Annotated in this window: 25 protein-coding genes; 7 read left to right on the forward strand and 18 right to left on the reverse strand. The window is 71.5% G+C overall.

The window, feature by feature from the left end:
* Positions 1–75: 75 nt before the first annotated feature.
* The 10 genes from ACE3UN_RS03080 to ACE3UN_RS03125 form a co-directional block, all read right to left on the reverse strand.
* Positions 76–1,833, reverse strand: coding sequence for a TRAP transporter large permease subunit (locus ACE3UN_RS03080; protein ID WP_374673451.1), 1,758 nt, complete (start codon positions 1,831–1,833; stop codon positions 76–78).
* The gene (locus ACE3UN_RS03085) at positions 1,830–2,444 is read right to left on the reverse strand and encodes a TRAP transporter small permease subunit (protein WP_374673452.1); all 615 of its coding nucleotides are present in this window, start codon (positions 2,442–2,444) and stop codon (positions 1,830–1,832) included. Before ACE3UN_RS03085 ends, ACE3UN_RS03080 begins: the two co-directional genes overlap by 4 nt.
* Positions 2,445–2,560: 116 nt before the next feature.
* The gene (locus ACE3UN_RS03090) at positions 2,561–2,908 is read right to left on the reverse strand and encodes a TIGR01244 family sulfur transferase (protein ID WP_374673453.1); all 348 of its coding nucleotides are present in this window, start codon (positions 2,906–2,908) and stop codon (positions 2,561–2,563) included.
* Between the two features lie 5 nt (positions 2,909–2,913).
* Positions 2,914–3,360 (reverse strand): GatB/YqeY domain-containing protein, encoded by a 447-nt coding sequence (locus ACE3UN_RS03095; protein WP_374673454.1) that lies wholly within the window; start codon positions 3,358–3,360, stop codon positions 2,914–2,916.
* A gap of 124 nt (positions 3,361–3,484) precedes the next feature.
* Positions 3,485–3,697 carry a 30S ribosomal protein S21 gene (gene rpsU / locus ACE3UN_RS03100; RefSeq protein WP_009551973.1) on the reverse strand — a complete coding sequence of 71 codons (213 nt, stop codon included), beginning with the start codon at positions 3,695–3,697 and terminating at the stop codon, positions 3,485–3,487.
* Positions 3,698–3,830: 133 nt separating this feature from the next.
* Positions 3,831–5,084, reverse strand: a complete 1,254-nt coding sequence (locus ACE3UN_RS03105; protein WP_374673455.1) for an NAD(P)/FAD-dependent oxidoreductase — start codon at positions 5,082–5,084, stop codon at positions 3,831–3,833.
* A 13-nt stretch (positions 5,085–5,097) separates the two neighbouring features.
* Complete coding sequence (locus ACE3UN_RS03110; protein ID WP_374673456.1) at positions 5,098–5,925, reverse strand: sulfite exporter TauE/SafE family protein; 828 nt, start codon at positions 5,923–5,925, stop codon at positions 5,098–5,100.
* A 10-nt stretch (positions 5,926–5,935) separates the two neighbouring features.
* Positions 5,936–6,403, reverse strand: coding sequence for an EVE domain-containing protein (locus ACE3UN_RS03115; RefSeq protein ID WP_374673457.1), 468 nt, complete (start codon positions 6,401–6,403; stop codon positions 5,936–5,938).
* 315 nt (positions 6,404–6,718) lie between these two features.
* Complete coding sequence (locus ACE3UN_RS03120) at positions 6,719–7,063, reverse strand: cell division protein ZapA (protein WP_374673458.1); 345 nt, start codon at positions 7,061–7,063, stop codon at positions 6,719–6,721.
* Entirely contained in the window at positions 7,060–7,278 is a 219-nt protein-coding gene (locus ACE3UN_RS03125) for a DUF904 domain-containing protein (protein ID WP_374673459.1), read from the reverse strand. The genes ACE3UN_RS03120 and ACE3UN_RS03125 overlap by 4 nt, the downstream gene beginning before the upstream one ends.
* Before the next feature lie 94 nt (positions 7,279–7,372).
* Here ACE3UN_RS03125 and ACE3UN_RS03130 point away from each other — a divergent pair, with 94 nt between their 5' ends.
* Both ACE3UN_RS03130 and ACE3UN_RS03135 read left to right on the forward strand, forming a co-directional pair.
* Positions 7,373–8,317 (forward strand): FecCD family ABC transporter permease, encoded by a 945-nt coding sequence (locus tag ACE3UN_RS03130; protein ID WP_374673460.1) that lies wholly within the window; start codon positions 7,373–7,375, stop codon positions 8,315–8,317.
* The gene (locus tag ACE3UN_RS03135; RefSeq protein ID WP_374673461.1) at positions 8,314–9,063 is read left to right on the forward strand and encodes an ABC transporter ATP-binding protein; all 750 of its coding nucleotides are present in this window, start codon (positions 8,314–8,316) and stop codon (positions 9,061–9,063) included. The genes ACE3UN_RS03130 and ACE3UN_RS03135 overlap by 4 nt, the downstream gene beginning before the upstream one ends.
* Here the strand turns inward: ACE3UN_RS03135 and mltB are convergent.
* From mltB to ACE3UN_RS03155, 4 genes are read right to left on the reverse strand one after another with little or no spacing between them, the layout of a single operon-like run.
* Positions 9,015–10,181: a lytic murein transglycosylase B gene (gene mltB / locus ACE3UN_RS03140; RefSeq protein ID WP_374673462.1), complete on the reverse strand. Its 1,167-nt coding sequence runs from the start codon at positions 10,179–10,181 to the stop codon at positions 9,015–9,017. The two genes, ACE3UN_RS03135 and mltB, sit on opposite strands and share 49 nt — an antisense overlap.
* The gene (locus ACE3UN_RS03145; RefSeq protein WP_374673463.1) at positions 10,178–12,235 is read right to left on the reverse strand and encodes a transglutaminaseTgpA domain-containing protein; all 2,058 of its coding nucleotides are present in this window, start codon (positions 12,233–12,235) and stop codon (positions 10,178–10,180) included. Before ACE3UN_RS03145 ends, mltB begins: the two co-directional genes overlap by 4 nt.
* A 2-nt stretch (positions 12,236–12,237) precedes the next feature.
* Positions 12,238–13,203 carry a DUF58 domain-containing protein gene (locus ACE3UN_RS03150; RefSeq protein WP_374673464.1) on the reverse strand — a complete coding sequence of 322 codons (966 nt, stop codon included), beginning with the start codon at positions 13,201–13,203 and terminating at the stop codon, positions 12,238–12,240.
* A 13-nt stretch (positions 13,204–13,216) separates the two neighbouring features.
* A complete protein-coding gene (locus tag ACE3UN_RS03155; RefSeq protein WP_374673465.1) occupies positions 13,217–14,143 on the reverse strand; it encodes an AAA family ATPase in 927 nt (308 codons plus the stop codon).
* A gap of 54 nt (positions 14,144–14,197) precedes the next feature.
* Here ACE3UN_RS03155 and ACE3UN_RS03160 point away from each other — a divergent pair, with 54 nt between their 5' ends.
* Both ACE3UN_RS03160 and ACE3UN_RS03165 read left to right on the forward strand, forming a co-directional pair.
* Positions 14,198–15,133: a histone deacetylase family protein gene (locus ACE3UN_RS03160; protein ID WP_374673466.1), complete on the forward strand. Its 936-nt coding sequence runs from the start codon at positions 14,198–14,200 to the stop codon at positions 15,131–15,133.
* Between the two features lie 38 nt (positions 15,134–15,171).
* Positions 15,172–16,437, forward strand: coding sequence for a mechanosensitive ion channel family protein (locus ACE3UN_RS03165; RefSeq protein WP_374673467.1), 1,266 nt, complete (start codon positions 15,172–15,174; stop codon positions 16,435–16,437).
* A gap of 16 nt (positions 16,438–16,453) precedes the next feature.
* On the opposite strand, the gene ACE3UN_RS03170 is transcribed toward ACE3UN_RS03165, so the two are convergent.
* Entirely contained in the window at positions 16,454–17,977 is a 1,524-nt protein-coding gene (locus ACE3UN_RS03170) for a fumarate hydratase (RefSeq protein WP_374673468.1), read from the reverse strand.
* A gap of 199 nt (positions 17,978–18,176) precedes the next feature.
* Between ACE3UN_RS03170 and ACE3UN_RS03175 the strand changes: the two genes are divergently transcribed.
* On the forward strand, positions 18,177–18,716 hold the full coding sequence (locus ACE3UN_RS03175) for a hypothetical protein (protein ID WP_374673469.1): 540 nt from the start codon (positions 18,177–18,179) through the stop codon (positions 18,714–18,716).
* 48 nt (positions 18,717–18,764) lie between these two features.
* Here the strand turns inward: ACE3UN_RS03175 and ACE3UN_RS03180 are convergent, their stop codons facing one another.
* Positions 18,765–19,403: a TIGR00645 family protein gene (locus ACE3UN_RS03180; RefSeq protein ID WP_374673470.1), complete on the reverse strand. Its 639-nt coding sequence runs from the start codon at positions 19,401–19,403 to the stop codon at positions 18,765–18,767.
* A 169-nt stretch (positions 19,404–19,572) separates the two neighbouring features.
* On the opposite strand from ACE3UN_RS03180, the gene acs reads away from it, so the two are divergent.
* On the forward strand, positions 19,573–21,537 hold the full coding sequence (gene acs / locus ACE3UN_RS03185) for an acetate--CoA ligase (RefSeq protein WP_374673471.1): 1,965 nt from the start codon (positions 19,573–19,575) through the stop codon (positions 21,535–21,537).
* Positions 21,538–21,629: 92 nt separating this feature from the next.
* On the opposite strand, the gene ACE3UN_RS03190 is transcribed toward acs, so the two are convergent.
* Positions 21,630–21,926 (reverse strand): c-type cytochrome, encoded by a 297-nt coding sequence (locus tag ACE3UN_RS03190; RefSeq protein ID WP_374673472.1) that lies wholly within the window; start codon positions 21,924–21,926, stop codon positions 21,630–21,632.
* A 143-nt stretch (positions 21,927–22,069) separates the two neighbouring features.
* Here ACE3UN_RS03190 and ACE3UN_RS03195 point away from each other — a divergent pair, with 143 nt between their 5' ends.
* A complete protein-coding gene (locus tag ACE3UN_RS03195) occupies positions 22,070–22,351 on the forward strand; it encodes a TIGR04438 family Trp-rich protein (RefSeq protein ID WP_374673473.1) in 282 nt (93 codons plus the stop codon).
* Positions 22,352–22,390: 39 nt separating this feature from the next.
* Here the strand turns inward: ACE3UN_RS03195 and ilvD are convergent, their stop codons facing one another.
* Positions 22,391–24,073 (reverse strand): dihydroxy-acid dehydratase, encoded by a 1,683-nt coding sequence (gene ilvD, locus ACE3UN_RS03200; RefSeq protein WP_374673474.1) that lies wholly within the window; start codon positions 24,071–24,073, stop codon positions 22,391–22,393.
* Positions 24,074–24,147: the final 74 nt, after the last annotated feature.

The following is a 24,147-nucleotide window of genomic DNA, read 5'->3' on the forward strand; positions in this document are numbered from 1 at the left end:
GGGTGCCGCCGCGGCGGGGGGGGGGGGGGGGGGGGGGGGGGCGGGCGGGGGGGCCCCCCCCCCCCGGGCCGACGATCAGGGCTTGGCCGGGGTGTCGCCGAGGCCCTGCATCGGGTCGAACGCCGGCTCGCTGGCGCCAGGCTCGCCGCTGGGGGCGCTGTCGCTCTGCATCAGCTGCTCGAGTGCCTGGTTCGGGTCCACCTGCGTCTGCTCGCTGAGGCCGCTCACGACCAGGCTTGGCATGGCGATGATGAGACCCACCATGATGAGCTGCAGGATGATGAAGGCGATGGAGCCCTTGTAGATCTGCGGCGTCGTCACCGCAGGGATGGCTTCGCCGGTGATGCGGTCCTTGTAGTCGGCCTTGGGCGCCACGCTGCGCAGGTAGAACAGGGCAAAGCCGAAGGGCGGCGTCAGGAACGAGGTCTGCAGGTTCATGGCGATGACCACACCGAACCACACCATCACCGCGTCCACCGGCACGCCAGGCAGCATCTCCGGCAGCAGCTTCTCGGCCACCGGCACCAGCATCGGGATCACGATGAAGGCGATCTCGAAGAAGTCGATGAAGCAGCCGAGGATGAAGATCAGCAGGTTGACGATGATGAGGAAGCCCAGCGCACCGCCCGGCAGCTTGTCGAACAGGTGTTCCACCCACACGTGGCCGTCGGCCGCGTTGAAGGTGAAGCTGAACACGGTCGAGCCGATCAGGATGAACAGCACGAAGGTGGCGAGCTTGGCGGTGTTCTCCAGTGCCTGGTTGAGCAGCTTGAACGACAGCTGGCGGCGCCCGATTGCCATCAGCAGCGCACCCAGCGCGCCCATCGCACCGCCTTCGGTCGGCGTCGCGATCCCCAGGAAGATGGTGCCGAGCACGAGGAAGATCAGCACCAGCGGCGGAATGAGCACGAAGGTCACCCGTTCGGCCAGGCGCGACAGCAGGCCGAGCCTGAGCAGGCGGTTCAGGCCCGCGAGTGCCAGGGCCAGCAGCGAGGCGACCGTCATCGACATGATCAGCACCTCGTCGCCGGGGGCGGGCGTGGCCCGCTCGATCCAGGCGTTGACCCACTGCCCGTGCACCTGCGACCAGGCCCAGCCGGCCGCACCGCACACGGCCAGCAGCACCAGCAGCGAGCGGTGCCCGCTGGCGCCGGTGGGCTCGCGGTAGATGCGGGCTTCCGGCGGCAGCGCCGGCACCCACGAGGGCTTGACGATGGCCACCACGGCGATGAAGGCCAGGTACAGGCCCACGAGCGCCACGCCCGGCACCAGCGCGCCGGCGTACATGTCACCCACCGAGCGGCCGAGCTGGTCGGCCAGCACGATGAGCACCAGCGACGGCGGGATGGCCTGCGCCAGCGTGCCCGACGCCGTGATGGTGCCGGTGGCGATGGTGCGGTTGTAGCCGTAGCGCAGCATGATGGGCAGGGAGATCAGGCCCATCGAGATCACGGCCGCGGCCACCACGCCGGTGGTGGCTGCCAGCAGCGCGCCCACCAGGATCACCGCGATGGCCAGGCCGCCGCGCACCGGGCCGAACACCTGGCCCACGGTTTCCAGCAGGTCCTCCGCCATCCCGGAGCGCTCCAGGATGATCCCCATGAAGGTGAAGAAGGGGATCGCCAGCAGGGTGTCGTTCTGCATGATGCCGAACACCCGTAGCGGCAGTGCCTGGAACAGGTTGGAGCCGAACAGGCCCACTTCCATGCCGATGAAACCGAACAGCAGGCCGGTGGCGGCCAGGCCGAAGGCCACCGGAATGCCGGTGAGCAGGAAGACCAGCAGGCCGCTGAACATCAGCGGCACGAAGTTCTCGGCGACGAACTGGCTCATGCGCGGCTCCCGGCGGTGTTGTTCTTGTCGGCGGCCGCGGCGGCGGCCAGTTCCTCGGCGAGCTCTTCCTCGGCCGACTTGGCATGGATGACGCTGAATGGCTGGTCGCGGTGGCCGGTGAGGTAGGCCACGCGCTTGATCAGCTCGGACACCGACTGCAGCAGCAGCAGGGCGAAGCCCACGGGGATGAGCAGCAGCACCGGCCAGCGGATCAGGCCACCGGCGTTCTGGCTCATCTCACCGCTGACCCAGGCGTTCTCGAACAGCGGCCAGCCCAGGGCGATCATGATGATCGACAGCGGGATGGTGAACACCACCATGCCCAGCGCGTCGATCACCGCATTGGTGCGCGACGAGAGCCGGGCGGAGATGAAGTCGATGCGCACATGGGCGTTGTGCAGGAACACGTAGCCCACGCCGAGCATGAACACGCCGGCGAAGAGATACCACTGGATCTCCAGCAGGCCGTTCGAGCTGTAGTTGAACAGCTTGCGAACGATGGCGTTGCCGGCGCTGATGAGCACGGCCGCCAGCACCAGCCAGCGGATCATCTTGCCCAGCAGCTCGTCGAACGAGTCTATCCAGGCGGAAAGTCGAAGCAAGGGGGCCAAGGTTGTCTCCTGTGGATCTCATCGCCGGGCACGGGCAGCCGTGCCCAGCTGGACCGCACTGTAGAAGACAGGCCCTGAAAGAACTCTGAAACGGGGGGCGCTGCACGCCGCGCCGGTCAGCCCTGCGTGGCGCTCAGGTACAGGCGGGTGGAGCGGGCGCCGGAGCGGCAGAAGCACAGCAGCGGCCGGGGCAGCTCGGCCAGCAGGGCGCCGAAGGCGGCGATCTGCTCGGGCGACTGCCAGGCGCCGTTGACCGGCAGGAAGCGGTAGGCGAGGCCAGCGGCCAGGGCGGCGGCTTCCACGTCGGCGCTGGTGGGCTGGTCCGGCCCGCCTTCGAAATCGGGCCGGTTGTTGACGACGCTGCGGAAGCCCAGGCGGGCCACCTCGGCCATGGCGGCCGCATCGAGCTGGGGGGCGACGAACACGTCGTCGGCGACGGGGCGCAGGGGCAGGGAGGTGTCCATGCCGCTCACTGTGCCAGGGCCTGCTTGACCGCGGCGGAGACGAGGGCCATGTCGGCCTTGCCGGCCAGGCGGGCCTTGGCCGCGCCCATCACCTTGCCCATGTCGCCGGGGCCGGCGGCGCCCAGCTCGGCCACGAGCGCACGCACTTCCGCGGCGATCTCCTCGGCGCCCAGGCGCTGGGGCAGGTAGGCCGACAGCACGGCGACCTCGGCGGTCTCCTTGTCGGCCAGGTCGGTGCGGCCGGCCTGCTGGAAGGCGGCGATGGAGTCCTTGCGCTGCTTGATGAGCTTGTCCACGATACCCACCACCGCGGCGTCGTCCAGCTCGATGCGTTCGTCCACTTCCTTCTGCTTGCACGCGGCCAGCAGCATGCGGATGGTGGACAGCCGGTCGGCTTCCTTGGCGCGCATGGCGGCCTTCATGTCGTCGGTGATGCGGTCTTTCAGGCTCATGGGGGTCTTTCGGGCAGGCGGGCGGAAGGGGCTGAAAACGACAAAAGCCCGCAACGGCGTCCCGCGCGGGCTTTCGGTCAAGGCGGTGGCTGCCGCAGGGCAGCCTGGCCACGAGCGCTCGGGCTCAGTACAGCTTCTTGGGCAGCTGCATGCTGCGCACGCGCTTGTAGTGGCGCTTGACGGCGGCGGCCTTCTTGCGCTTGCGCTCGGAAGTGGGCTTCTCGTAGAACTCGCGGGCGCGCAGTTCGGTCAGCAGACCCAGCTTTTCGATGGTGCGCTTGAAGCGGCGCAGGGCCACGTCGAACGGCTCGTTTTCCTTGACACGGATGGTCGTCATGAGGGGAAGGATCCTTCGGGGAAGATGCGCTCGGTGCCTTGCGCCGGCTGTCGTGGAACACGCCAGCCGCACTCGAGTGGACGCAAGATCGACACGCGGTTTGCTAGCAAAGTCGGGCATTCTAGCCTGTTTTTCAGGCGTCCGCCATGCTGGCCTCGCGGGCGGCGTGGCGCTCGGCCAGGGCCTCGGCGCAGGCGTGTGCGCTGGACCAGGCCCACTGGAAGTTGTAGCCGCCCAGCCAGCCGGTCACGTCGACCACCTCGCCAATGAAGTGCAGGCCCGCGTGCAGGCGGCTTTCCAAGGTCTGGGAGCTGAGGTCGCGCGTGTCCACGCCGCCCGCCATGACCTCGGCCTTGCGCCAGCCCTCGGTGCCGGTGGGTTGCAGCGTCCAGGCCTGCAGCCCGCCGGCCAGCGCGCGCAGTGCAGCGTCGGGCAGCTGCGGCATGGCGGTGTCGGCGGCCGGCCCGTGCAGGGCCAGCCAGGCGTCGGCCAGCCGGCCGGGCAGCCAGGTGGCCAGCTCGTTGCCGAGCTGGCGGCGCGAGCGGGCCTTGGCCCGGGCCAGCTCGGCCGCCACGTCGTGGCCCGGTGCCAGGTCCACTTCGATGGCCTGGCCGGGGCGCCAGAAGCTGGAGATCTGCAGCACCGCCGGGCCCGAGAGGCCGCGGTGGGTGAAGAGCAGGTCCTCGTGGAAGGTGGTGCGCACGCTGCCGCGGCGGGCGGGCAGGTCGGTGGAGATGGCCACCGGCAGGGCGATGCCGGCCATCGGCACGAAGGGCGCCCAGGCCGCCGCGTCGAAGGTGAGCGGCACCAGCGCGGGGCGCGGCTCCACGAGGCGGTGTCCCAGCCGGCTGGCCAGCCGCAGGCCGAAGTCGGTGGCGCCGATCTTCGGCACCGGCAGGCCGCCGGTGGCCACCACCACCGAGGGCGCCGCCACCCCACCGCGTTCGGTGGCCACGGTCCACCCGCCATCGGCGGGCTGCACCTCGTGCACCCGGCACGGCTGCCAGCGCGTGACCCCGCCCGCCTCGCATTCGCGCAGCAGCATGGCGATGATGTCCTCGGCCGAGTGGTCGCAGAACAGCTGGCCCTTGTGCTTCTCGTGGAAGGCGATGCCATGGCGCTGCACCAGGGCGATGAAATCGGCCGCGCCGTAGCGCGCCAGGGCGGAGCGGCAGAAGTGCGGGTTGCCGGAAAGGAACTGCGCCGGGGAGGCGTCGCGGTTGGTGAAGTTGCAGCGGCCGCCGCCGGAGATGCGGATCTTCTCCGCCACCTTGGCGGCGTGGTCGACCAGCAGCACGCGCAGCCCGCGCTGGCCCGCCTGGGCGGCGCAGAACAGGCCCGCCGCGCCGGCGCCGACGACGACGGCGTCGAATCGATGGTCCGCCATGCGCTGCGCCGTGTCAGGCCGTGAAGGCCTTGGCCAGCATGTAGGCGGCCAGGCCGTAGAGCAGCACGGCGAACGCGCGCTTGAGCTGCGCGACGTTCAGCGCATGGGCGGCGCGCGCGCCCAGCGGCGCCATGGACACGCTCGCGACGGCGATCACCGCCAGGGCCGGCAGGAACAGGTAGCCGGCGGCGCCCGGCAGGGCGGGCGGCAAGGCCCAGCCGCCCACCACGTAGCCGGCGGTGCTGGCCAGGGCGATGGGCAGCCCCAGCGCCGCGCTGGTGGCCACCGCGTTGTGGATGGGCACGTTGCACCAGGTCATGAAAGGCACGCTGAGGAAACCGCCGCCCGCGCCCACCAGCCCGGACACGAAGCCGATGCCGGTGCCGGCGGCCGTCTGGCCCGGCCAGCCGGGCATCTGGCGGCTGGCCGCGGGTTTCTTGCCGCGCAGCATCTGCGTGGCGGAGAAGGCGACGAACAGGCCGAACACCAGCGCCAGCGCCTGGCCCTTGAGCAACGCGAACGCGCCGGCACCGGCCAGCAGCCCGCCGGCGAAGATCCCGGGGGCCATGCCGCGCACGATGTCCCAGCGCACGGCGCCGCGCCGGTGGTGGGCGCGCACGCTGGACAACGACGTGAACACGATGGTGGCCATGGAGGTGGCGATGGCCATCTTCACCGCCATGCCGGGTGCCACGCCGCGGTGGCTGAGGATGAAGGTGAGAAAGGGCACCATCAGCATGCCGCCGCCGATGCCGAACAGGCCAGCCAGGAAGCCGGCGGCCAGGCCGAGCGCGAGCAGCTCGACGACGAGCAGCGGGGGGAAGAGGGCGAGGAGGTCCATCGGAAAGGCGTCAGGAAGCGTCGAGCAGCGCCAGGACGGCCTGCCATTCGGGGGCCGTGACCGGCGTGATCGACAGCCGGTTGCCCGGCTTGAGCAGCTGCATGGTGGCCAGCGCGGGCGCCTGGCGCATCTCGCGCAGGCTGAGCAGCCGGGTCTTGCGCACCAGCGTCACGTCCACGTGCAGCCAGCGCGGCCGCTCACGCGTGGACTTCGCATCGAACCAGGGGCTCGCCGGGTCGAACTGGGTGGCGTCCGGGTAGGCGGCGCTGGCGACACGCGCCAGCCCGGCCACGCCCGGCTCGGCGCAGGACGAGTGGTAGAACAGCACGCCATCGCCCACGCGCATGGTGTCGCGCATGAAGTTGCGGGCCTGGTAGTTGCGCACGCCTGTCCACGGCAGTGTCTGGCCAGGGGCGGCGGCGAGGTGGTCGATCGACGCCTCGTCGGGCTCGCTCTTCATCAGCCAGAACTGTGTCATCGCGCAGGGCAGGGCGCCGTGGCCGGGCACGGCGTGCACACCGGCGGCCAGGCGGGAAGCAGGAGGGGATCAGGGGGAGGGGTGTCCACCGCAAACCGTGGGCCGCATTCCTGAACCCAGGGGATTCAGGTGGGCGAGGTCAGCACCGGCGTCGGGTTCATCTGACGCGAGACGATCACACCAACCGGGCAATGTTCCAAGCCCCGGCTCATATGAGCATCGGTTCAAGGAAATATAAAACCCACGCGGATGCGATGGACGGGTCCATTCTAGGCCGAGCCGGGTGACCCTGGCGTAGGAAACCACGCCGCGGCGTCAGAGGAGTTGGCCGTCGTTGCCAAGGATGCCGTCCACGCGCATGATCAGCGACGCGATGAGGGCCTCGGACGGCTCGCCGTCGGTGGGGGTCCCCTCGCTCGCCGCGGGCGCGGCCCGGGATGCCACGGACGGCGCCGGGGCCGGCCGCTCGGCCAGCCGGTACGCCAGGTTCAGCGCGGCCAGCACCGCCATGCGCTCACGCGCCTTCACCTTGCCCGCGTCGCGGATGGCGCTCATCTCCTGGTCCACCGTGGCCACGGCCGCGTGCAGCAGGGCCTCGCCGCCTTCGGGGCAGCCGAGCAGGTAGCTCTGGCCGAGGATGGTGACTTCGATCTGCTTCATTCGCCGGCTCCGGCCTGCGGGCTGCGTTCGGTGGGCAGGCGGTCCAGCAAGGCGTCGATGCGCGCCCGGGCGGCGGCCAGCCGGGAGCGCAGGCTGTCGCGCTCCGCGGTCATGGCCTGCAGCTGTTCGGCGAGCAGCGCGTTGGTGCGTGCGAGCTCCTCGTGGCGCAGCACGAGGCGGTCGATGCGCTCGGCAAGTTCCGGCAGGCGAGACATGGGCCAGGGCGTGGCGGTGGGAGGAGCGGCCATTGTAGAGGGGCGGTCGCGAGGGGCCGGTGCTAGCATGCCCGCCGCCTTGCCCCGCCCTGCCTTGCGCCCCCCTGCCGTGCCCCTGCTGCCCCCTGTCCTGCGCTGGAGCCTGGCCCTCGGTGCCGCCACCGGCGTGGTGCTGGCGGCGGTGCTGGCCGGCAGCGGTGGCTGGGACCCGGAGCTCGTGCGCCTGCTGCGCGGCCCGCGGGTGCTGGCCGCGGCCGGCGTGGGCGCACTGCTGGCGCTGGCCGGCCTGGTGATGCAGGTGCTGCTGCGCAACCCCCTGGCCGACCCCTACGTGCTGGGCACCTCGGGCGGCGCCTCGGTGGGCGCGCTGGCGGCGCTGCTGGCGGGCCTGCCCCTGTGGGCGGGTGCCGGCGGGGGCGCGCTGGCGGCCGGCGCGCTGCTGCTGCTGCTGGCGCGTTCGGCGCTGGCCACCACCGACGACGCTTCGCCACGGTTGATCCTGGTGGGGGCCATGCTCGCGGCCCTGTTCGGGGCCGTGGCCACCTTGCTGCTCATGCTCACGCCGGACGAGCGCCTGCGCGGCGCCATCTTCTGGCTGGTGGGCGACCTGTCTGCCGCGCAGGACCGCGGCATGGCGCTGGCCGGGGCCCTGGCCCTGCTCGGGTGGCTGGCCGCCCGCGGCCGCTCGGTGGACCGGCTGATGCTGGGTGCCGAGGCGGCGGGCCTGCTGGGCGAGCCCGTGCGCCGGCTGCGTCTGGAGCTGCTGGTGGCGGCCTCGCTCGCGGTGGGACTCGCCGTCTCGACGGCCGGGGCCATCGGCTTCGTCGGCCTGGTGGTGCCGCAGGCCTGGCGGCTGCTGGGCGTGCACGACACGCGCGAGCTGGCCGGCCTGTCGGCCGTGGGCGGGGCCACGCTGCTGGTGGCGGCCGACCTGTTGTCGCGCACGGCGGTGGCCCCGATGGAGTTGCCGGTGGGCGCCGTGATGGCGCTGGTGGGCGCCCCGTGCTTCATCGCCCTGCTGCTGCGGGGGCCACGGTGAGCGCCGGCGCCGGCCCGCTGCTGGAGACCCGCGGCCTGACGCTGCGTGCGGGCGGGCGCTGCCTGCTGCAGGGCCTGAATTGGCGGGTGCACGCGGGCGAGCGCTGGTGCCTGATCGGCCGCAATGCCGCGGGCAAGAGCAGCCTGCTGCGCGCGCTGGCCGGCCTGGGCGTGCCGGGCCGCGCCGGCGAGGTGCGCTGGGCGGGCCGGCCGCAGGCGGACTGGTCGGCGGCGGAGGCCGCCGCCTGGCGCGCGTGGATGCCGCAGCAGGCCGCGGACCGTTTCGCGCTGCCGGTGCGGCGGCTGATGGAGCTGTCCGTGGTGCAGCCCGGCGCGGACGCGGACCCGCTGGCCGTGCTGGCGGCCCTCGACGTGGCCGAGCTGGCCGACCGGGCGGTGACCCAGCTGTCCGGCGGCGAGCGGCAGCGCGTGGCGCTGGCCCAGACGGCGGCCCAGGGCGCCGCGCTCATGCTGCTGGACGAGCCCATTGCCTTCCAGGACCCCACCCACCAGGGCGTGGTGGCCCGCTGGCTGGCGGGCTGGGCCGGCGAGCGCGCCGGGCGCGCATGGGTAGCCAGCAGCCACGACATCCATTGGGTGGGGCGCGCCGCCACCCATGTGCTGGCGCTCTGGGGCGACGGCCGCTGGCGCGCCGGCCCGGTGGCGCAGATGCTGGACGCGCCGACGCTGCAGTCGGTCTACGGCTGCGACTGGCTGGCGGCCGGGGGCAGCTGGCTGCCGGCCTGAGCGGGCACGGGCGCCAGGCCGGCCGCGGCCGGCGCCTCGGCCGGCGGTCGCATCTGCTTGAGCGCCCGGGCCAGCTCGATCACCGCCAGCGCGTAGTAGCTGGACCAGTTGTAGCGCGTGACGACGTAGAAGTTGCGCGTGCCGGCCACATAGCTGGGCGGTGCGTCGCCGTTGAACAGCTGCACCAGGGCCAGCGGCCCCTCGTGGCGACGACCCGCCTCGTCGAGCAGGGCGCCGCGCTCGGCGAACTGGGCCGTGGTGAAGCTCGGCACGATGTCGGGTGCCAGCAGCACGGCGCGGTCGTCCGCCTCCTCGGGGGGGCGCACGCCGTAGTGGGTGGGCATGCCCTGCTGCCAGCCGAACTGGGCGAAGTAGTGGGCGATGCTGCCGACGGTGTCCGCCGCGCTCTGCTCGAGGTCGATGCGGCCGTCGTCGTCGAAATCCACCGCATAGCGCAGCAGGGTGCTGGGCATGAACTGCGGCAGGCCCATGGCACCGGCGTACGAGCCCTTGACCGACTGCGGATCGCGGCCCTCGGTGGCGCACCAGTGCAGGAAGGCCTCGAGCTCTGCCCGGTAGAAGCCGCTGCGGTCGGACCGGCCGGTGGGGAAATCGAAGGACAGCGTGGCCAGGGCGTCGATCACCTTGTAGTGGCCGCGAATGCGGCCGTAGAAGGTCTCCACGCCGACGATGGCCACCACCATCTCGGCCGGCACGCCCCAGCGTTCCTGGGCGCGCTGCAAGGGCGCCTCGTTGGCCTGCCACCAGCGCAGGCCGGCCTGGATGCGCTGCGGCTCGATGAAGCGCTCGCGGTAGGCGGACCAGTTCTTGGCGGACGGCGTGGCCGCCGGCATCACCAGCCGAGCGACGCTGGGCTGGTAGCGCGCCTGCGCCAGCTGCGCGATGGCCCAGTCGGCATCGAACCCGCGCTGCTCCGCGGCGTGGCGGGCGAAGGCGACCACATCGTCGCGCCGGCCGTACTGCACGATGTCGGGGGCGCTGTCGTGGCGCACCGCGGGTGCGGCCGGGCGGGCAGGGGCCGCGGAGGCGGTGGTGGGCGCAGCCAGGCCGGCCAGCAGCGGCGCTGCGGCCACCAGGCGAGAGACTCGGAACTTCATCGGGCGCGATTATCCCGGGGCACCCGGGACAGCGCCGCATCGAAGCCGGCCCACCACCCGGCGGGCAGGCCTTCCTGCGCCGAGCGGCCGTAGCGGTGCCCTTCGAGCGCCAGCAGTGCGTCGGCCGCGGCCTGCGCGACGCCGCCGTGCCGGGCCTGCAGGCGCCCGGCCAGGGTGCGCAGGCTGTCCGATGGGGCCAGGGGCACGCCGTGCACGGCCAGTCGGCGGGCGATGCGGCTGCGCAGGCGCTGCCAGGGACTGCGCCGCCGGCCGTCCAGCCAGGCCCACACCGCCCCGGCCAGGCCGGCGGCGGCCAGCAGGCCCACCAGCACCCGGGCCACCGTGGCGGGGTCGGGCGATTCCACGCCCAGCCGCCCCAGCAGCTGGAACTGCTCGCGCTTGCCGTAGCCGAGCACCCACTGCGACCAGCGCTGGTCCAGTCCCTCGGCCCAGCGCCGCAGCTGCTGGCGCAGGCCGGGCGTCACGGCCTCCATGGCGCCGCCGAACAGCCCGGGTGGCGGCTCCAGCGCCTCGCTGCGCAGGATGCGCTCGGGGGCGACGGCGGCGGTCGGATCGGCCCGCGCCCAGCCGCGCGCGTCGTCCCAGTACTCGACCCAGGCGTGCGCGTGGCTCTGGCGCACGGCGTACCAGCCGTCCACGGCCAGCTGGTCGGTGCCCTGGTAGCCGGTGACGATGCGTGCCGGCACACCCATGGCCCGCAGGCCGATGGCGACCGCGGAGGCGTAGTGCTCGCAGAAGCCGGCGCGGCGGTCGAACCAGAACTCGTCCACCGGGTCGTCGCCGTAGCTGCCCGGCGCGAGGGTGTACACGAAGGGCTGGCGCCGGATGTAGGCCAGCAGCGCGGCGACGCGCGCGCCGCTGTCCGCCGAGGCGCCCAGGCGCGCCTGCACCGTCCGGGCCCAGGCCTGCAGGCGGGGGTGTCGGCCGGCCGGCAAGGCCACCAGGGCGCGGCGTTCGGCCGGCCGCAGCGCGGCGGTGGCCGGCGGCTGCAGGTCCGCCTGCGCCGAGACCTGCACCCGCTCCCCGAGCGGCCGGGCCAGCCGCCACTGGCCCTCGGCATCGGGCTGGCCGGGCAGCAGGGCCAGCGGCGAGGAGGAGGCCGGCAGCGCCCGCGTGCCGTCCAGCAGCGGCAGCCAGGGCACGCGCAGCGGCTCCAGCACCATGTCGTAGGCATACCGGGGCGCCTGGCTTTCCGCGGGCGAGGGCCCGGAGCCGGCCCGCAGCGGCGCGAACGGGTCCACGCGCCAGCGCACACCGTCGTACTCGCTCAGCACAGGGCCGCGGAAGTACAGCGCCTCCGCCGCCGGCGGGCGGCCCGTGAACCGCAGCCGCAGTGCGATGCTGTCGTCGTTGGCCAGCTGCGCCACATCGCCCAGCTGGAGGGTGTCGGACAGGCCGGTGCGCGCCCCCGCGCCGGGCATGGCCCAGAGCGGCCCGATGCGCGGGAAGAGCAGGAACAGGGCCACCATGATGGGCGTGCCCAGCAGCGCCGCGCGGCCCGCCACCGCGGCGGCCGTGCGCAGCGCGGGTCGCCCGGTGGGCATGTGCGCCAGCGTCAGGGCGGTGAGCCAGCCCCACACGGACAGGCCCATGGCGACGGCCGTGAGGGCGGACTGGGAATAGAGGAACTGGGTGAGCACCAGGAAGAAGCCCAGGAAGAACACGACCAGCGCGTCGCGCCGGGCGCGCAGCTCCAGGGTCTTCAAGGCCATCAGCACGACCAGCAGCGTCACGCCGGCCTGGCGGCCGAACAGCGTGCGTTCGGTGAGCAGCGTGAGGCCGACCGCCACCGCCAGCGTGAGCACCAGCCAGCCGCGGCCCGGCAGGGCGGCCTGCCGCCACGCGAGTCGGGCGCGCCAGGCCAGCACGCTGGTGCACAGCACCGCCACCCACGGCGCGAGGCGCAGCAGGTGCGGCAGGATGGTCCAGCCGATGACGGCCAGCATGAAGAGCGTGTCGCGGGTGTCGCGGCTGGTCCCGGCGAGGGCGGCGCGCCAGGCGGGCAGGCCGACGGCGGGGTGGGCGCTCGCCATGGTCAGTGCCAGGCCGCCAGGGCCGTGAGCGCCGCCTGGCGATGCGCGGGGCCGGCTCCGCTGGGCAGCTCCTGGCCCGGCAGGCGCAGGCCGTAGCTGACACCCTCGCGCTCGGCCCGCATCACCCAGGCCGCCAGGCGCGACAGGCGTGACTCGGTGTCAGGCAGGCCACACTGGGCCCAGTCGAGCCACAGGTCGCGCCGCGCGGGCAGCCGGCTGTCCCGGCTGACCAGCTCGCCGCTGCGTGCATAGGCCTTCCAGGCGAGCTGCCGCAGGGTGTCGCCACGGCGCCATGGGCGCAGGCCGTCGAACTCGCCACCGCCCTGTCGCCGCCCGCCGGCCGCCGGTCCGTCGTGTGCCGGGCCGGCCACAGGGAGGGCGGGCCACGGGGCCTCGGGACGCGGGTAGACGCACAGCTGCCCCGTCGGCCGCCAGGTGGACCAGGCGCGAAACAGCCCGAAGGGAAAGCGGGTCTCCACCCGCATCAGCGGCAGGGCATGCAGCCCGCGCGCCAGCGGCGCGACGGCGATGGCGATGGTCGTCTGCCCCATCGCGGCCAGCTCGCCCCAGGCCAGGCCTTCGGCGCCCCGCGCATGCACGCCCACGGCCACGCCATGGCGCACCGTGCCAGGATTGGTGGCGACGATCTCCAGTGCCACCGCATCCCCCGCGAAGGCGGGCGCCGGGGGACGCACATGCAGCGTCAGCCCTCGCAGGCTCGCGTGCGTGAGGTGCATGGACACCAGTGCGCTGCCGGAGAGCAGGAAGGTGAGCGCGTAGCCCAGGCTGAGCTGGTAGTTGATGGACGCCACCAGCAGCAGCAGCAGGGTGAGGCCGAACGCCAGCCCGGCGCGCGTGGGCAGGATGTAGATGTTGCGCTGGCCCAGCTGCCAGCGGTCGGTGGGGCGGTGCCGGGCCTCCCACCAGGCCTGCCAGCGGGCGCGCCAAGGCGAGCGGGGACTGGCCATGCGACCCACCGCCTCAGGGGAGGGGCACCGCCTCGACCATGGCCCGCACCTGCTCACGGCGGCCCCGCCCGGCGCCCGGCACCGGGAGCAGGCGGTGGCCGATGGCCTGCGGCAGGATGGCCTGCAGGTCGTCCGGGATCACATGGTCGCGCCCGGCCATCAGGGCCCGGGCCCGTGCCACGCGCAGCACGCCCAGGCCGGCGCGCGGCGACATGCCGTCGATGAACCAGCGGCCCGAGCGTGTGGCCGCGATCAGCGCCTGCAGGTAGTCCAGCAAGGCGGCCGACGCGTGCACCTGCGGCACCGCCGCCATCAGCGCCAGCAGATCGTCCACGCGCATCACCGGCTGCAGGCGTGCCAGGGTGTCGCGCCGGTCCTCCCCGCTCAGCAGCGCGCGCTCGGCCCGCTGGTCGGGGTAGCCCAGCGTGATGCACAGCAGGAAGCGGTCGAGCTGGCTTTCCGGCAGCGGGTAGGTGCCCAGCTGGTCGGTGGGGTTCTGGGTGGCGATGACGAAGAACGGCGCGGGCAGCGGCAGGGTGCGGCCGTCCACGCTGACCTGGTGCTCCTCCATGGCTTCCAGCAGCGCGCTCTGCGTCTTGGGGCCCGCGCGGTTGATCTCGTCGGCCAGCAGCACCTGCGAGAACACCGGGCCGGGGTGGAACACGAACTCTTCCTTGGCCCGCTCGTACACGCTCACGCCGACCAGGTCGCTGGGCAGGAGATCCGCGGTGAACTGGGCGCGCGCGAACTGCAGCCCCAGCGACAGGGCCAGGGCATGCGCCAGGGTGGTCTTGCCGACGCCGGGCACGTCTTCCACGAGCAGGTGGCCGCCCGCCAGCAGGCAGGCGATGCTGTCGTCCACCTGCGCGGCCTTGCCCACGATCACCGTGTTAATCTGATCCTTGAGGGCGATCAATCGCGACTGGAGTTCGGCGCTCATCATGGTGTCAAGACGATAACCCGGAACGAGACCCCCTCGCCCTGGGCTCCTGCCATGACCACTGCCTACTTCACGCATGCCGACTGCCGCGCCCACGACATGGGCCGCGGCCACCCCGAATGTCCCGCCCGGCTGGACGCGATCGAGGACCACCTGCTGGCCACCGGCCTGGACATCGCGCTGCAGCGGGTGGACGCGCCGCTGGCGCGCCACGAGGACCTGATGCTGGCCCATGCCGAGGGTTACCTGCTGGAGCTCGCCGAGTTCATGCAGCAGGCCGAGGCCACGGGTGAACACCGTGCGCTCGACCCCGACACCACGGTGTGCCCGGCCACCTGGCAGGCGGCGCTGCGCGCGGCCGGCGCGGCCGTGGCCGCCACCGACGCGGTGATCGACGGGCGGGCGGAGAACGCCTTCTGCGCCGTGCGCCCGCCGGGCCACCACGCCACGCGGGCGGCCGCGATGGGCTTCTGCTTCTTCAACAACGTGGCCGTGGCGGCGCGCCATGCGCTGGACGTGCGCGGGCTCGACCGCGTGGCGATCATCGACTTCGACGTGCACCACGGCAACGGCACCGAGGACATCATCGCCGGCGATGACCGCGTGCTGATGGTCAGCTTCTTCCAGGACCAGATCTACCCGTACTCGGGCGGCGTGCCGCTGGGCACGAACATGGTCAACCTGCCGATCCCCGCCTACACGCGCGGTGGCGAGATCCGCGAGCTGATCGAGGCCAACTGGATGCCCCGCCTGGACGACTTCCGGCCGCAGATGATCTTCATCTCGGCCGGCTTCGATGCGCACCGCGAGGACGACCTCGGCCAGCTGGGGCTGGTCGAAGCGGATTACGAGTGGATCACGCTGCGCCTGATGGACGTGGCCCGGCGCCATGCGGGCGGCCGCATCGTGTCCTGCCTGGAAGGCGGTTATGCGCTGAGCGCGCTGGCGCGCAGCGTGGCGGCGCACCTGCGGGCGCTGGCCGGCGTCTGACCCGGCGGCGCTCGCGGCGGCGCTGAGACAATCGGGCCATGTCCCGACCGTCTCCCCTGCCTGCCGTCACCCTGGATGAACTGTTCGCGGCGCTGACCCACCGCAGCGCCTGGGTCGAACTCGCCGCGGTCGCCGGCTGCCTCACGCTCGCCTGGCTGGCGGTGCGGCTGGTGCGCGGGCCGCAGGTGCCGGCGCAGTCGGTCTGGTTCGGCCGGCGCATCGTCGATGGGGTGCTGTTCCCGGCGCTCGCGCTGGCGTCTGCCTACGCCGCCCAGGTGGCGCTGCGCGCGCTCGAGGTGCCGCTGGCGGTGTTCAAGGTGGCGCTGCCGGTGCTGCTGTCGTTCGCCGTCATCCGCCTGTCGGTGCGCGTGCTGTCGGCCGCCTTCCCGAGCTCGCGCCTCGTGCGCGTCGCCGAGCGCACCATCTCCTGGCTGGCCTGGCTGGCCGTGGTGGGCTGGATCACCGGCCTGCTGCCCGTCGTGCTGGAGGAGCTCGACGCCATCCACTGGAAGATGGGCGGCGCCACGGTGTCCGTGCGCAGCCTCATCGAAGGGGCGCTGGTCGCCGGCTTCGTCCTGGTGCTGGTGCTGTGGGTGTCCGCCGCCATCGAGGCGCGGCTGCTCAAGGGCGCCTTCGGCGAGCAGCTGTCGCTGCGCAAGGCGGCGGCCAATGCCGTGCGCGCCCTGCTCACCTTCATCGGCCTGCTGCTCGCGCTCACGGCGGTGGGCATCGACCTCACGGCCCTGTCGGTGCTGGGCGGCGCCATCGGCGTGGGCCTCGGCTTCGGCCTGCAGAAGCTGGCGGCCAACTACGTCAGCGGCTTCGTGATCCTGGCGGAGCGCTCGCTGCGCATCGGCGACATGGTGCGCGTGGACGGCTTCGAGGGCCGCATCACGGACATTGCCACCCGGTACACGGTGATCCGGGCGCTCAACGGCCGCGAGTCCATCGTGCCCAACGAGCTGCTGATCACCCAGCGGGTGGAGAACTCGTCGCTGGCGGACCCGAAGGTGCTGCTGCAGTCCACCGTGCAGGTCGCCTATGGCACGGCGCTGGAGACGCTGTTCCCGCGCCTGGTGGAGGCCATCGCCCAGGTGCCGCGCGTGCTGCAGGACCCGGGCCCTGGCGTGCAGCTGTCGGCGTTTGCCGCCGACGGCCTGGAGCTGACGCTGAACTTCTGGATCGGCGACCCGGAGAACGGCACGGGCAACGCCCGCTCGGAGGTGAACCTGGCGGTGCTGCGCTGCCTCGAGGCCGCGGGCGTGGAGATCCCGTTCCCGCAGCGGGTGCTGCGCCGGGCCTGAGGCCCGGCGCACCGGTTCAGGCCACCGCCACCGGGATCTTGCCGATCTTCGCCTGCCAGGTCTTCGGGCCCTCGACATGGGCGCTGGTGCCACCGGCGTCCACGGCGACGGTCACGGGCATGTCCACCACGTCGAATTCGTAGATGGCCTCCATGCCCAGGTCCTCGAAGCCCACCACCTTGGCGGCCTTGATGGCCTTCGAGACCAGGTAGGCCGAGCCGCCCACGGCCATCAGGTAGGCGCTCCTGGCGTCCTTGATGGCGGCGATGGCCTCCGGGCCGCGCTCGGCCTTGCCGACCATGGCGATGAGGCCGGTCTTGTCCAGCATCATGCGCGTGAACTTGTCCATGCGCGTGGCCGTGGTGGGGCCGGCCGGGCCGACCACCTCGTCGCGCACCGGATCGACCGGGCCCACGTAGTAGATGACGCGGTTGGTGAAGTCCACCGGCAGCGGCTGCCCGGCCGCCAGCATGTCCTGGATGCGCTTGTGGGCGGCGTCGCGGCCGGTGAGCATGCGGCCGTTGAGCAGCAGCGTCTGGCCGGGGGTCCAGCTGGCCACTTCCTCCTTCGTCAGCGTGTTGAGGTCCACCCGCTTGGACTTGTTGTAGTCCGGCGCCCAGTTCACGTTGGGCCAGAGGTCCAGGCTGGGCGGATCCAGGTACACCGGCCCGGAGCCGTCCATCACGAAGTGCGCATGCCGGGTGGCCGCGCAGTTCGGGATCATGGCGATCGGCTTGGAGGCGGCGTGCGTGGGATAGGTCTTGATCTTGACGTCCAGCACGGTGGTCAGGCCGCCCAGGCCCTGCGCGCCGATGCCCAGCGCATTGACCTTCTCGTAGAGCTCGATGCGCAGTTCCTCGAGCTTGTTCTGCGGGCCGCGCTGCAGCAGCTCGTACATGTCGATGTCGTCCATCAGCGCTTCCTTGGCCAGCAGGGCGGCCTTCTCCGCCGTGCCGCCCACGCCGATGCCCAGCATGCCGGGCGGGCACCAGCCGGCGCCCATGGTGGGCACGGTCTTGAGCACCCAGTCGACGATGTTGTCGGACGGGTTGAGCATGTAGACCTTGGACTTGTTCTCCGAGCCGCCACCCTTGGCGGCGACCGTGACGTCCAGCTTGTCGCCCGGCACCACCTCCATGAACACGACGGCGGGCGTGTTGTCGCGGGTGTTCTTGCGCTCGAAGATGGGATCGGACAGCACCGACGCACGCAGCCGGTTGTCCGGGTGGTTGTAGCCCCGGCGCACGCCCTCGTCGATGGCGTCCTGGATGGAGCCGGTGAAGCCTTCCCACTTCACGTCCATGCCGATCTTCAGGAACACGTTCACGATGCCGGTGTCCTGGCAGATGGGCCGGCGGCCCTCGGCGCACATGCGCGAGTTGGTCAGGATCTGGGCAATGGCGTCCTTGGCGGCGGCGGACTCCTCCCGCTCGTAGGCACGCGCCAGGTGGGCGATGTAGTCGGCGGGGTGGTAGTAGCTGATGTACTGCAGGGCAGCAGCGACCGACTCGATCAGGTCGGCCTGGCGGATCGTGGTCATGGCGGCGGGGCGTGTCTTGGGTGGGCGGAAAGTTTACCCAACGTGCCTGTCCGCATCCCTACAGCATGGGGGGCGCCACGGCGGCCACCGGGCGCTTTGCCATGATGCGGCTGCTACCCAGGCGCGCGCCCGGGTGGCCGGCAGTGCCGGCCATCGAGCCGGGCGCCGAACATTCCATCACCTGCCTTTCGGAGATTCCATGAACGTTCGATCCACCTCCCTGCGTGCCGTCCTGGCGCTGGCGACGATCGCCAGCACATCGGCGTGGGCGGCCGGCCCCCAGAAGGCCCAGATCCCCGGCTACCTGGACGCCCGCACCGGCCAGTTCGTCGCCAAGCCGCAAGTGGCCGCCCAGACCGACCTGGACCCGCTGGCCGTGGGCACCTACGGCGGCACGCTGAGCCTGCGCATCAACATCACGCTCAAGTCGTCGGTGCCGGCGGACTGGCCGATCCATTGCACCCAGTCGGCCACCGTGCTGGACATGACCGGCACCACGGTCGTCAACCAGAAGACGGTCAAGGCCACGCGCAGCGGCAGCACCGCCACCTGCACCGTCAACATCAACTACGCCTGGCTGATCAACAACACGAACGCGCAGGTCCACACCACCTACAGCGTGCTCACCCTGGGCGATTCGAGCGTGCTGGAGAACATCGACGTGTACGGCACGCTGGCGCCGATCGCCGTGCCGGCCAACGGCCAGACCACCTCGCGCACCGTGGCCGTCACGCTCTGACGGACGCCTGACCGGCGCCGCCGCTCGGGAGAGCGGCGCCGGATCCCGTCAGTGCTTGGGATGGGTGGCGCCCATCACCCGGTCGGCTGCGGCGATGGCCAGCGCCGACAGCAGGAAGGCGACGTGGATGATGGTCTGCCACATCAGCACCTGCTCGGTGTAGTTGGCCGCGTTGATGAAGGTCTTGAGCAGGTGGATCGAGCTGATGCCGATGATGGCGGTGGCCAGCTTCACCTTCAGCACCGAGGCGTTCACGTGGCTCAGCCATTCCGGCTGGTCCGGGTGGCCCTCCAGGTCGAGCCGCGAGACGAAGGTCTCGTAGCCGCCCACGATCACCATGATGAGCAGGTTGGAGATCATCACCACGTCGATCAGCCCGAGCACCACCAGCATGATGATGGTCTCGGACAGGCGCGCGATCGGCTCGTAGCCGGTCACCCTGCCGGCGGCGTCCAGGATGGGCGTGCCCTTGTAGCCGAGGCTGGTCACCAGGCTGTTCAGCGCGTCCTTGCTGCCGAACACCGCCTCGATGAGGTGGATCAGCTCGCCCCAGAACTGGAAGACATACACCGCCTGGGCCAGGATCAGGCCCAGGTACAGCGGCATCTGCAGCCAGCGGCTGGCGAAGATCAGGCGCGGCAGGGGGCGCAGGGCGGGGTCCGTGCGGGCAGGGGTGGTTGGGGTCATGGTCGTCCGGTTAAGCAGCGCGGCATTGTAGGAGCGGGGCCACGCCGGGCGTTTGACAGCCGCTGTCACCTGGAGTAAGCCGTTCGTCAGACGCCCGCACGACAGTCACCCCATCGCCGGTGCCGATGGGTGGCCGGCATGCGCCTTTGAAGCACCGAGGAGACAAGCGATGACCGACGAGCTGAAGACCTACGCCCCACCCGCTGCCCTGGCTGCACAGGCCACCGTGTCGGGCATGGCCGCCTACGAGGCCCTGTGCCAGGAGGCGGACGCCGACTACACGGGGTACTGGGCCCGCCTGGCGCGCGAGCTCATCAGCTGGAAGAAGCCGTTCACCTCGGTGCTCAATGACAGCGAGGCGCCGTTCTTCAAGTGGTTCGAGGACGGCACGCTCAACGCGTCCTACAACTGCCTGGACCGCAACGTCGAACGCGGCCTGGGCGACAAGACGGCGCTCATCTTCGAAGCCGACGGCGGCGAAGTCACCAAGGTCACGTATGCCGAGCTGCTGGCCCGCACCTGCCAGATCGCCAACGGCCTGAAGTCGCTGGGCATCCGCAAGGGCGACCGCGTGGTCATCTACATCGCCATGTCCATCGACGGCGTGGCGGCGATGCAGGCCTGCGCCCGCATCGGGGCGACGCACTCGGTGGTCTTCGGCGGCTTCTCGGCCCAGTCGCTGCGCGACCGCATCGAGGACACCGGTGCCAAGGCCATCATCACGGCCGACCACCAGGTGCGTGGCGGCAAGCAGCTGCCGCTCAAGGCGATCGTCGACGAGGCCCTCGGCCTGGGTGGCTGCGAATCCGTGCAGAACGTGCTCGTGGTCAAGCGCAGCGGCGCCGACGTGGCCATGACCGCCGGCCGCGACCTCTGGATGGCCGACGTGGTGGCCCAGCAGCCCACCACCTGCGAGCCGGAATGGGTGGAGGCGGAGCACCCGCTGTTCCTGCTGTACACCTCGGGTTCCACCGGCAAGCCCAAGGGCGTGCAGCACGCCACCGGCGGCTACCTGCTGCACGCGGCGCTGACCACCAAGTGGACCTTCGACCTGAAGGCCGACGACGTCTTCTGGTGCACGGCCGACATCGGCTGGGTCACGGGCCACACGTACATCACCTACGGCCCGCTGGCGCTGGGCGCCACCGAGATCGTCTTCGAGGGCGTGCCCACCTTCCCGGACGCCGGCCGCTTCTGGAAGATGATCCAGGACCACAAGGTGTCGATCTTCTACACGGCGCCCACCGCGATCCGCTCGCTCATCAAGGCGGCGGAGGCCAACCTGGCCGTGCACCCGAAGAGCTACGACCTGTCCAGCCTGCGCATCCTGGGCTCGGTGGGCGAACCGATCAACCCGGCCGCCTGGGAGTGGTACCACCAGCATGTGGGCGGCGGCCGCTGCCCCATCGTGGACACCTTCTGGCAGACGGAGACCGGCGGGCACATGATCACCCCGCTGCCCGGTGCCACGACGCTGGTGCCTGGCTCCTGCACGCTGCCGTTCCCCGGCATCCAGGCGGCCATCGTGGACGAGACCGGCAACGACGTGCCGAACGGCCAGGGCGGCATCCTGGTGGTGAAGAAGCCATGGCCCAGCATGATCCGCACCATCTGGGGCGACCCCGAGCGTTTCAAGAAGAGCTACTACCCCTCGGAGCTGAAGGGCTACTACCTGGCCGGCGATGGCGCCATCCGCGACGCCAGGACGGGGTACTTCACCATCACCGGCCGCATCGACGACGTGCTGAACGTGTCGGGCCACCGCATGGGCACGATGGAAATCGAGTCGGCCCTGGTGAGCTGCACGGAGCTGGTGGCCGAGGCCGCGGTGGTCGGGCGTCCGGACGACACCACCGGCGAGGCCATCTGCGCCTTCGTGGTGCTCAAGCGCCCGCGTCCCACGGGCGAGGAAGCCAAGGCGATCGCCAAGCAGCTGCGCGACCATGTGGGCAAGGAGATCGGGCCGATCGCCAAGCCCAGGGACATCCGCTTCGGCGACAACCTGCCCAAGACCCGTTCGGGCAAGATCATGCGGCGCCTGCTGCGCGCCATCGCCAAGGGCGAGGCCATCACGCAGGACACCTCCACGCTGGAGAACCCGGCCATCCTGGACCAGCTGTCCGAGAACAACTGACCGGCCGCGCCCAGCAAAAAGCCCCGCATCGCGGGGCTTTTTTCATGCGCGGCGGGCCCGGGGCCCGCGGCCGGCGCGCGGCCGGCGGGGCGTCACTTGACCGACAGCACCCAGGTGGCGAGCTGCTTGGCCTCGTCCGCGGTGACATTGTTGGCGGGCATGGGCACCTGGCCCCACACGCCGACGCTGCCCTTCTGGATCTTGGTGGCCAGCATGGCCACGGCGTCCTTCTGGCCCTTGTACTTGGCGGCGACGTCCTTGTAGGACGGGCCCACCAGCTTCTTGTCGGTGGCGTGGCAGGCCAGGCAGTTCTTCTTGCCGGCCAGTTCGGCGCTGGCGAAAGCCGGCGACACGGCGGCAACGGCGAGCAGGGCGATCAGAGCTTTCATGAGGTCCTTTGCGGTGGTGCAATCATGCCCCGGCACGCAAGCCGGCAGGCGGGTTACAGTGGAGAAACGCGAGTGTACGGATTCCCGTTGACGCCGTGCTTGCGCTGTGCCGGCTTGTTGTCACGCCTCAAGAAACCTGCTCCATGATCTTCATCATCATCGGTGTCGCGCTCATCGCCCTGAAGCTGTTGGGCGTCAACCCCATGGCGGAATGGAACTACGAGCTCACCGGCGACCTGTGGAAGATGGTGTGGCCCTTCGTCGCTGCACTGATCTGGTGGGCGTGGTCGGATGCCAGCGGCTGGACCAGGCGGCGCGAGATGGAACGCGACGACCAGCGCAAGGCCGAGCGTCGTGCCCGCAACATCGCCAACATGGGGCTGGGCCCCAAGGACGGCAAGGGCGGCCAGGGCCGCCGTCGCTGAGCGGGCGGGCAGGGCGCGCCGTGCCGCCCGCGCTGCCGATCAGAACTTGTCGAGCACCGCGCCGCTGCTGGCGCTGCTGGCATTGAACGCGAACTTGGCCAGCACCCCCCGCGTGTAGCGAGGCGCCGGGCGCACCCAGGCCGCGCGGCGGCGCGCCAGCTCGTCGTCGGCCACATGCAGCTGCAGCACGAGGCGGTGCGCGTCGATGGTGATGGAGTCGCCCTCCTGCACCAGGGCGATGGCGCCCCCCTCGTGGGCCTCGGGCGCCACGTGGCCGACCACCATGCCCCAGGTGCCACCGGAGAAGCGCCCGTCGGTGATCAGGCCCACCGATTCGCCCAGGCCCTGGCCGATCAGCGCCCCGGTGGGGGCGAGCATCTCCGGCATGCCCGGGCCACCCTTCGGGCCCAGGTAGCGCAGGACCATCACGTCGCCCGCCTGGATGCGGCCGCCCATGATGGCGGCCAGGGCCGACTGCTCGTCGTCGAACACGCGTGCCGGCCCGGTGATGACGGGGTTCTTCAGGCCGGTGATCTTCGCCACGCAGCCCTCGGGCGACAGGTTGCCCTTGAGGATGGCCAGGTGACCCTCGGCGTACATCGGCTGGTCGATCGGGCGGATCACCTCCTGCCCCGCGGGCGGCGCGTCCGGCACGTCGGCGAGGTTCTCGGCCACGGTCTTGCCGGTGATCGTCATGCAGTCGCCGTGCAGCAGGCCGGCATTGAGCAGCAGCTTCATGACCTGGGGGATGCCGCCCGCCCGGTGCAGGTCGATGGCGAGGAAGCGGCCGCTGGGCTTGAGGTCGCAGATGACCGGCACCTTGCGGCGCACCCGCTCGAAGTCGTCGATGGTCCATTCCACGCCGGCCGCGTGGGCGATCGCCAGGAAGTGCAGCACCGCGTTGGTGGAGCCGCCGGTGGCCATGATCACCGCCACGGCGTTCTCGATCGATTCCCGCGTGACGATGTCGCGCGGCTTCAGGTCGCGCCGGATGGCCTCCACCAGCACGCCGGCGCAGCGCTTCACGCTGGCGACGATCTCCTCCTCCACGTTCGCCATGGTGGACGCGTAGGGCAGGCTCATGCCCAGCGCCTCGAAGGCCGAGCTCATGGTGTTGGCCGTGTACATGCCGCCGCAAGAGCCGGTGCCCGGGATCGCCCGGCGCTCGATCTGGCAGAAGTCCTCCTCGCTCATCTTGCCGGCTGAGAACTGGCCCACGGCCTCGAACACGCTCACGATGTTCAGGTCCTGGCCCTTGTAGTGGCCGGGCAGGATGGTGCCGCCATAGACGTAGATGGACGGCACGTTGGCGCGCAGCATGCCCATCATGCCGCCGGGCATGTTCTTGTCGCAGCCGCCGATGACGATGACGCCATCCATCCACTGCCCGCCCACGCAGGTCTCGACGCAGTCGGCGATGACCTCGCGCGACACCAGCGAGTACTTCATGCCCTCGGTGCCCATGGCCATGCCGTCGGAGATGGTCGGGGTGCCGAAGATCTGGGGATTGGCGCCCGCCTCGACCAGGCCCTGCACCGCCGCATCCGCCAGCTTCTGCAGGCCCGCGTTGCAGGGCGTGATGGTGGAGTGGCCGTTGGCCACCCCCACCATGGGCTTGCCGAAGTCGCCCTCCTGGTAGCCCATGCCGTAGTACATGGAGCGGTTGGGGGCGCGGGCGACGCCCTCGGTGATGTTCTTGGAGCGGCGGTTCAGTTCGGACATGGCGGCTGCGTCAAACGGTGAGCAAAGGCAAACCCCGGCACTATAGACGCCGGGGCTTGCGTGAAGCCTGCGCC

The sequence above is a fragment of the Ideonella sp. genome (assembly GCF_041918995.1).
In the GTDB taxonomy this organism is placed as follows: Bacteria; Pseudomonadota; Gammaproteobacteria; order Burkholderiales; family Burkholderiaceae_C; genus Ideonella.

Excerpts from the sequence above, each read along its gene's own strand:
- ACE3UN_RS03080 (WP_374673451.1), bottom strand. The coding sequence starts at position 1,833 with ATGAGCCAGTTCGTCGCCGAGAACTTCGTGCCGCTGATGTTCAGCGGC.
- ACE3UN_RS03090 (WP_374673453.1), bottom strand. The coding sequence starts at position 2,908 with ATGGACACCTCCCTGCCCCTGCGCCCCGTCGCCGACGACGTGTTCGTC.
- ACE3UN_RS03095 (WP_374673454.1), bottom strand. The coding sequence starts at position 3,360 with ATGAGCCTGAAAGACCGCATCACCGACGACATGAAGGCCGCCATGCGC.
- rpsU (WP_009551973.1), bottom strand. The coding sequence starts at position 3,697 with ATGACGACCATCCGTGTCAAGGAAAACGAGCCGTTCGACGTGGCCCTG.
- ACE3UN_RS03105 (WP_374673455.1), bottom strand. The coding sequence starts at position 5,084 with ATGGCGGACCATCGATTCGACGCCGTCGTCGTCGGCGCCGGCGCGGCG.
- ACE3UN_RS03110 (WP_374673456.1), bottom strand. The coding sequence starts at position 5,925 with ATGGACCTCCTCGCCCTCTTCCCCCCGCTGCTCGTCGTCGAGCTGCTC.
- ACE3UN_RS03115 (WP_374673457.1), bottom strand. The coding sequence starts at position 6,403 with ATGACACAGTTCTGGCTGATGAAGAGCGAGCCCGACGAGGCGTCGATC.
- ACE3UN_RS03120 (WP_374673458.1), bottom strand. The coding sequence starts at position 7,063 with ATGAAGCAGATCGAAGTCACCATCCTCGGCCAGAGCTACCTGCTCGGC.
- ACE3UN_RS03125 (WP_374673459.1), bottom strand. The coding sequence starts at position 7,278 with ATGTCTCGCCTGCCGGAACTTGCCGAGCGCATCGACCGCCTCGTGCTG.
- mltB (WP_374673462.1), bottom strand. The coding sequence starts at position 10,181 with ATGAAGTTCCGAGTCTCTCGCCTGGTGGCCGCAGCGCCGCTGCTGGCC.
- ACE3UN_RS03145 (WP_374673463.1), bottom strand. The coding sequence starts at position 12,235 with ATGGCGAGCGCCCACCCCGCCGTCGGCCTGCCCGCCTGGCGCGCCGCC.
- ACE3UN_RS03150 (WP_374673464.1), bottom strand. The coding sequence starts at position 13,203 with ATGGCCAGTCCCCGCTCGCCTTGGCGCGCCCGCTGGCAGGCCTGGTGG.
- ACE3UN_RS03155 (WP_374673465.1), bottom strand. The coding sequence starts at position 14,143 with ATGAGCGCCGAACTCCAGTCGCGATTGATCGCCCTCAAGGATCAGATT.
- ACE3UN_RS03160 (WP_374673466.1), top strand. The coding sequence starts at position 14,198 with ATGACCACTGCCTACTTCACGCATGCCGACTGCCGCGCCCACGACATG.
- ACE3UN_RS03165 (WP_374673467.1), top strand. The coding sequence starts at position 15,172 with ATGTCCCGACCGTCTCCCCTGCCTGCCGTCACCCTGGATGAACTGTTC.
- ACE3UN_RS03170 (WP_374673468.1), bottom strand. The coding sequence starts at position 17,977 with ATGACCACGATCCGCCAGGCCGACCTGATCGAGTCGGTCGCTGCTGCC.
- ACE3UN_RS03175 (WP_374673469.1), top strand. The coding sequence starts at position 18,177 with ATGAACGTTCGATCCACCTCCCTGCGTGCCGTCCTGGCGCTGGCGACG.
- ACE3UN_RS03180 (WP_374673470.1), bottom strand. The coding sequence starts at position 19,403 with ATGACCCCAACCACCCCTGCCCGCACGGACCCCGCCCTGCGCCCCCTG.
- acs (WP_374673471.1), top strand. The coding sequence starts at position 19,573 with ATGACCGACGAGCTGAAGACCTACGCCCCACCCGCTGCCCTGGCTGCA.
- ACE3UN_RS03190 (WP_374673472.1), bottom strand. The coding sequence starts at position 21,926 with ATGAAAGCTCTGATCGCCCTGCTCGCCGTTGCCGCCGTGTCGCCGGCT.
- ACE3UN_RS03195 (WP_374673473.1), top strand. The coding sequence starts at position 22,070 with ATGATCTTCATCATCATCGGTGTCGCGCTCATCGCCCTGAAGCTGTTG.
- ilvD (WP_374673474.1), bottom strand. The coding sequence starts at position 24,073 with ATGTCCGAACTGAACCGCCGCTCCAAGAACATCACCGAGGGCGTCGCC.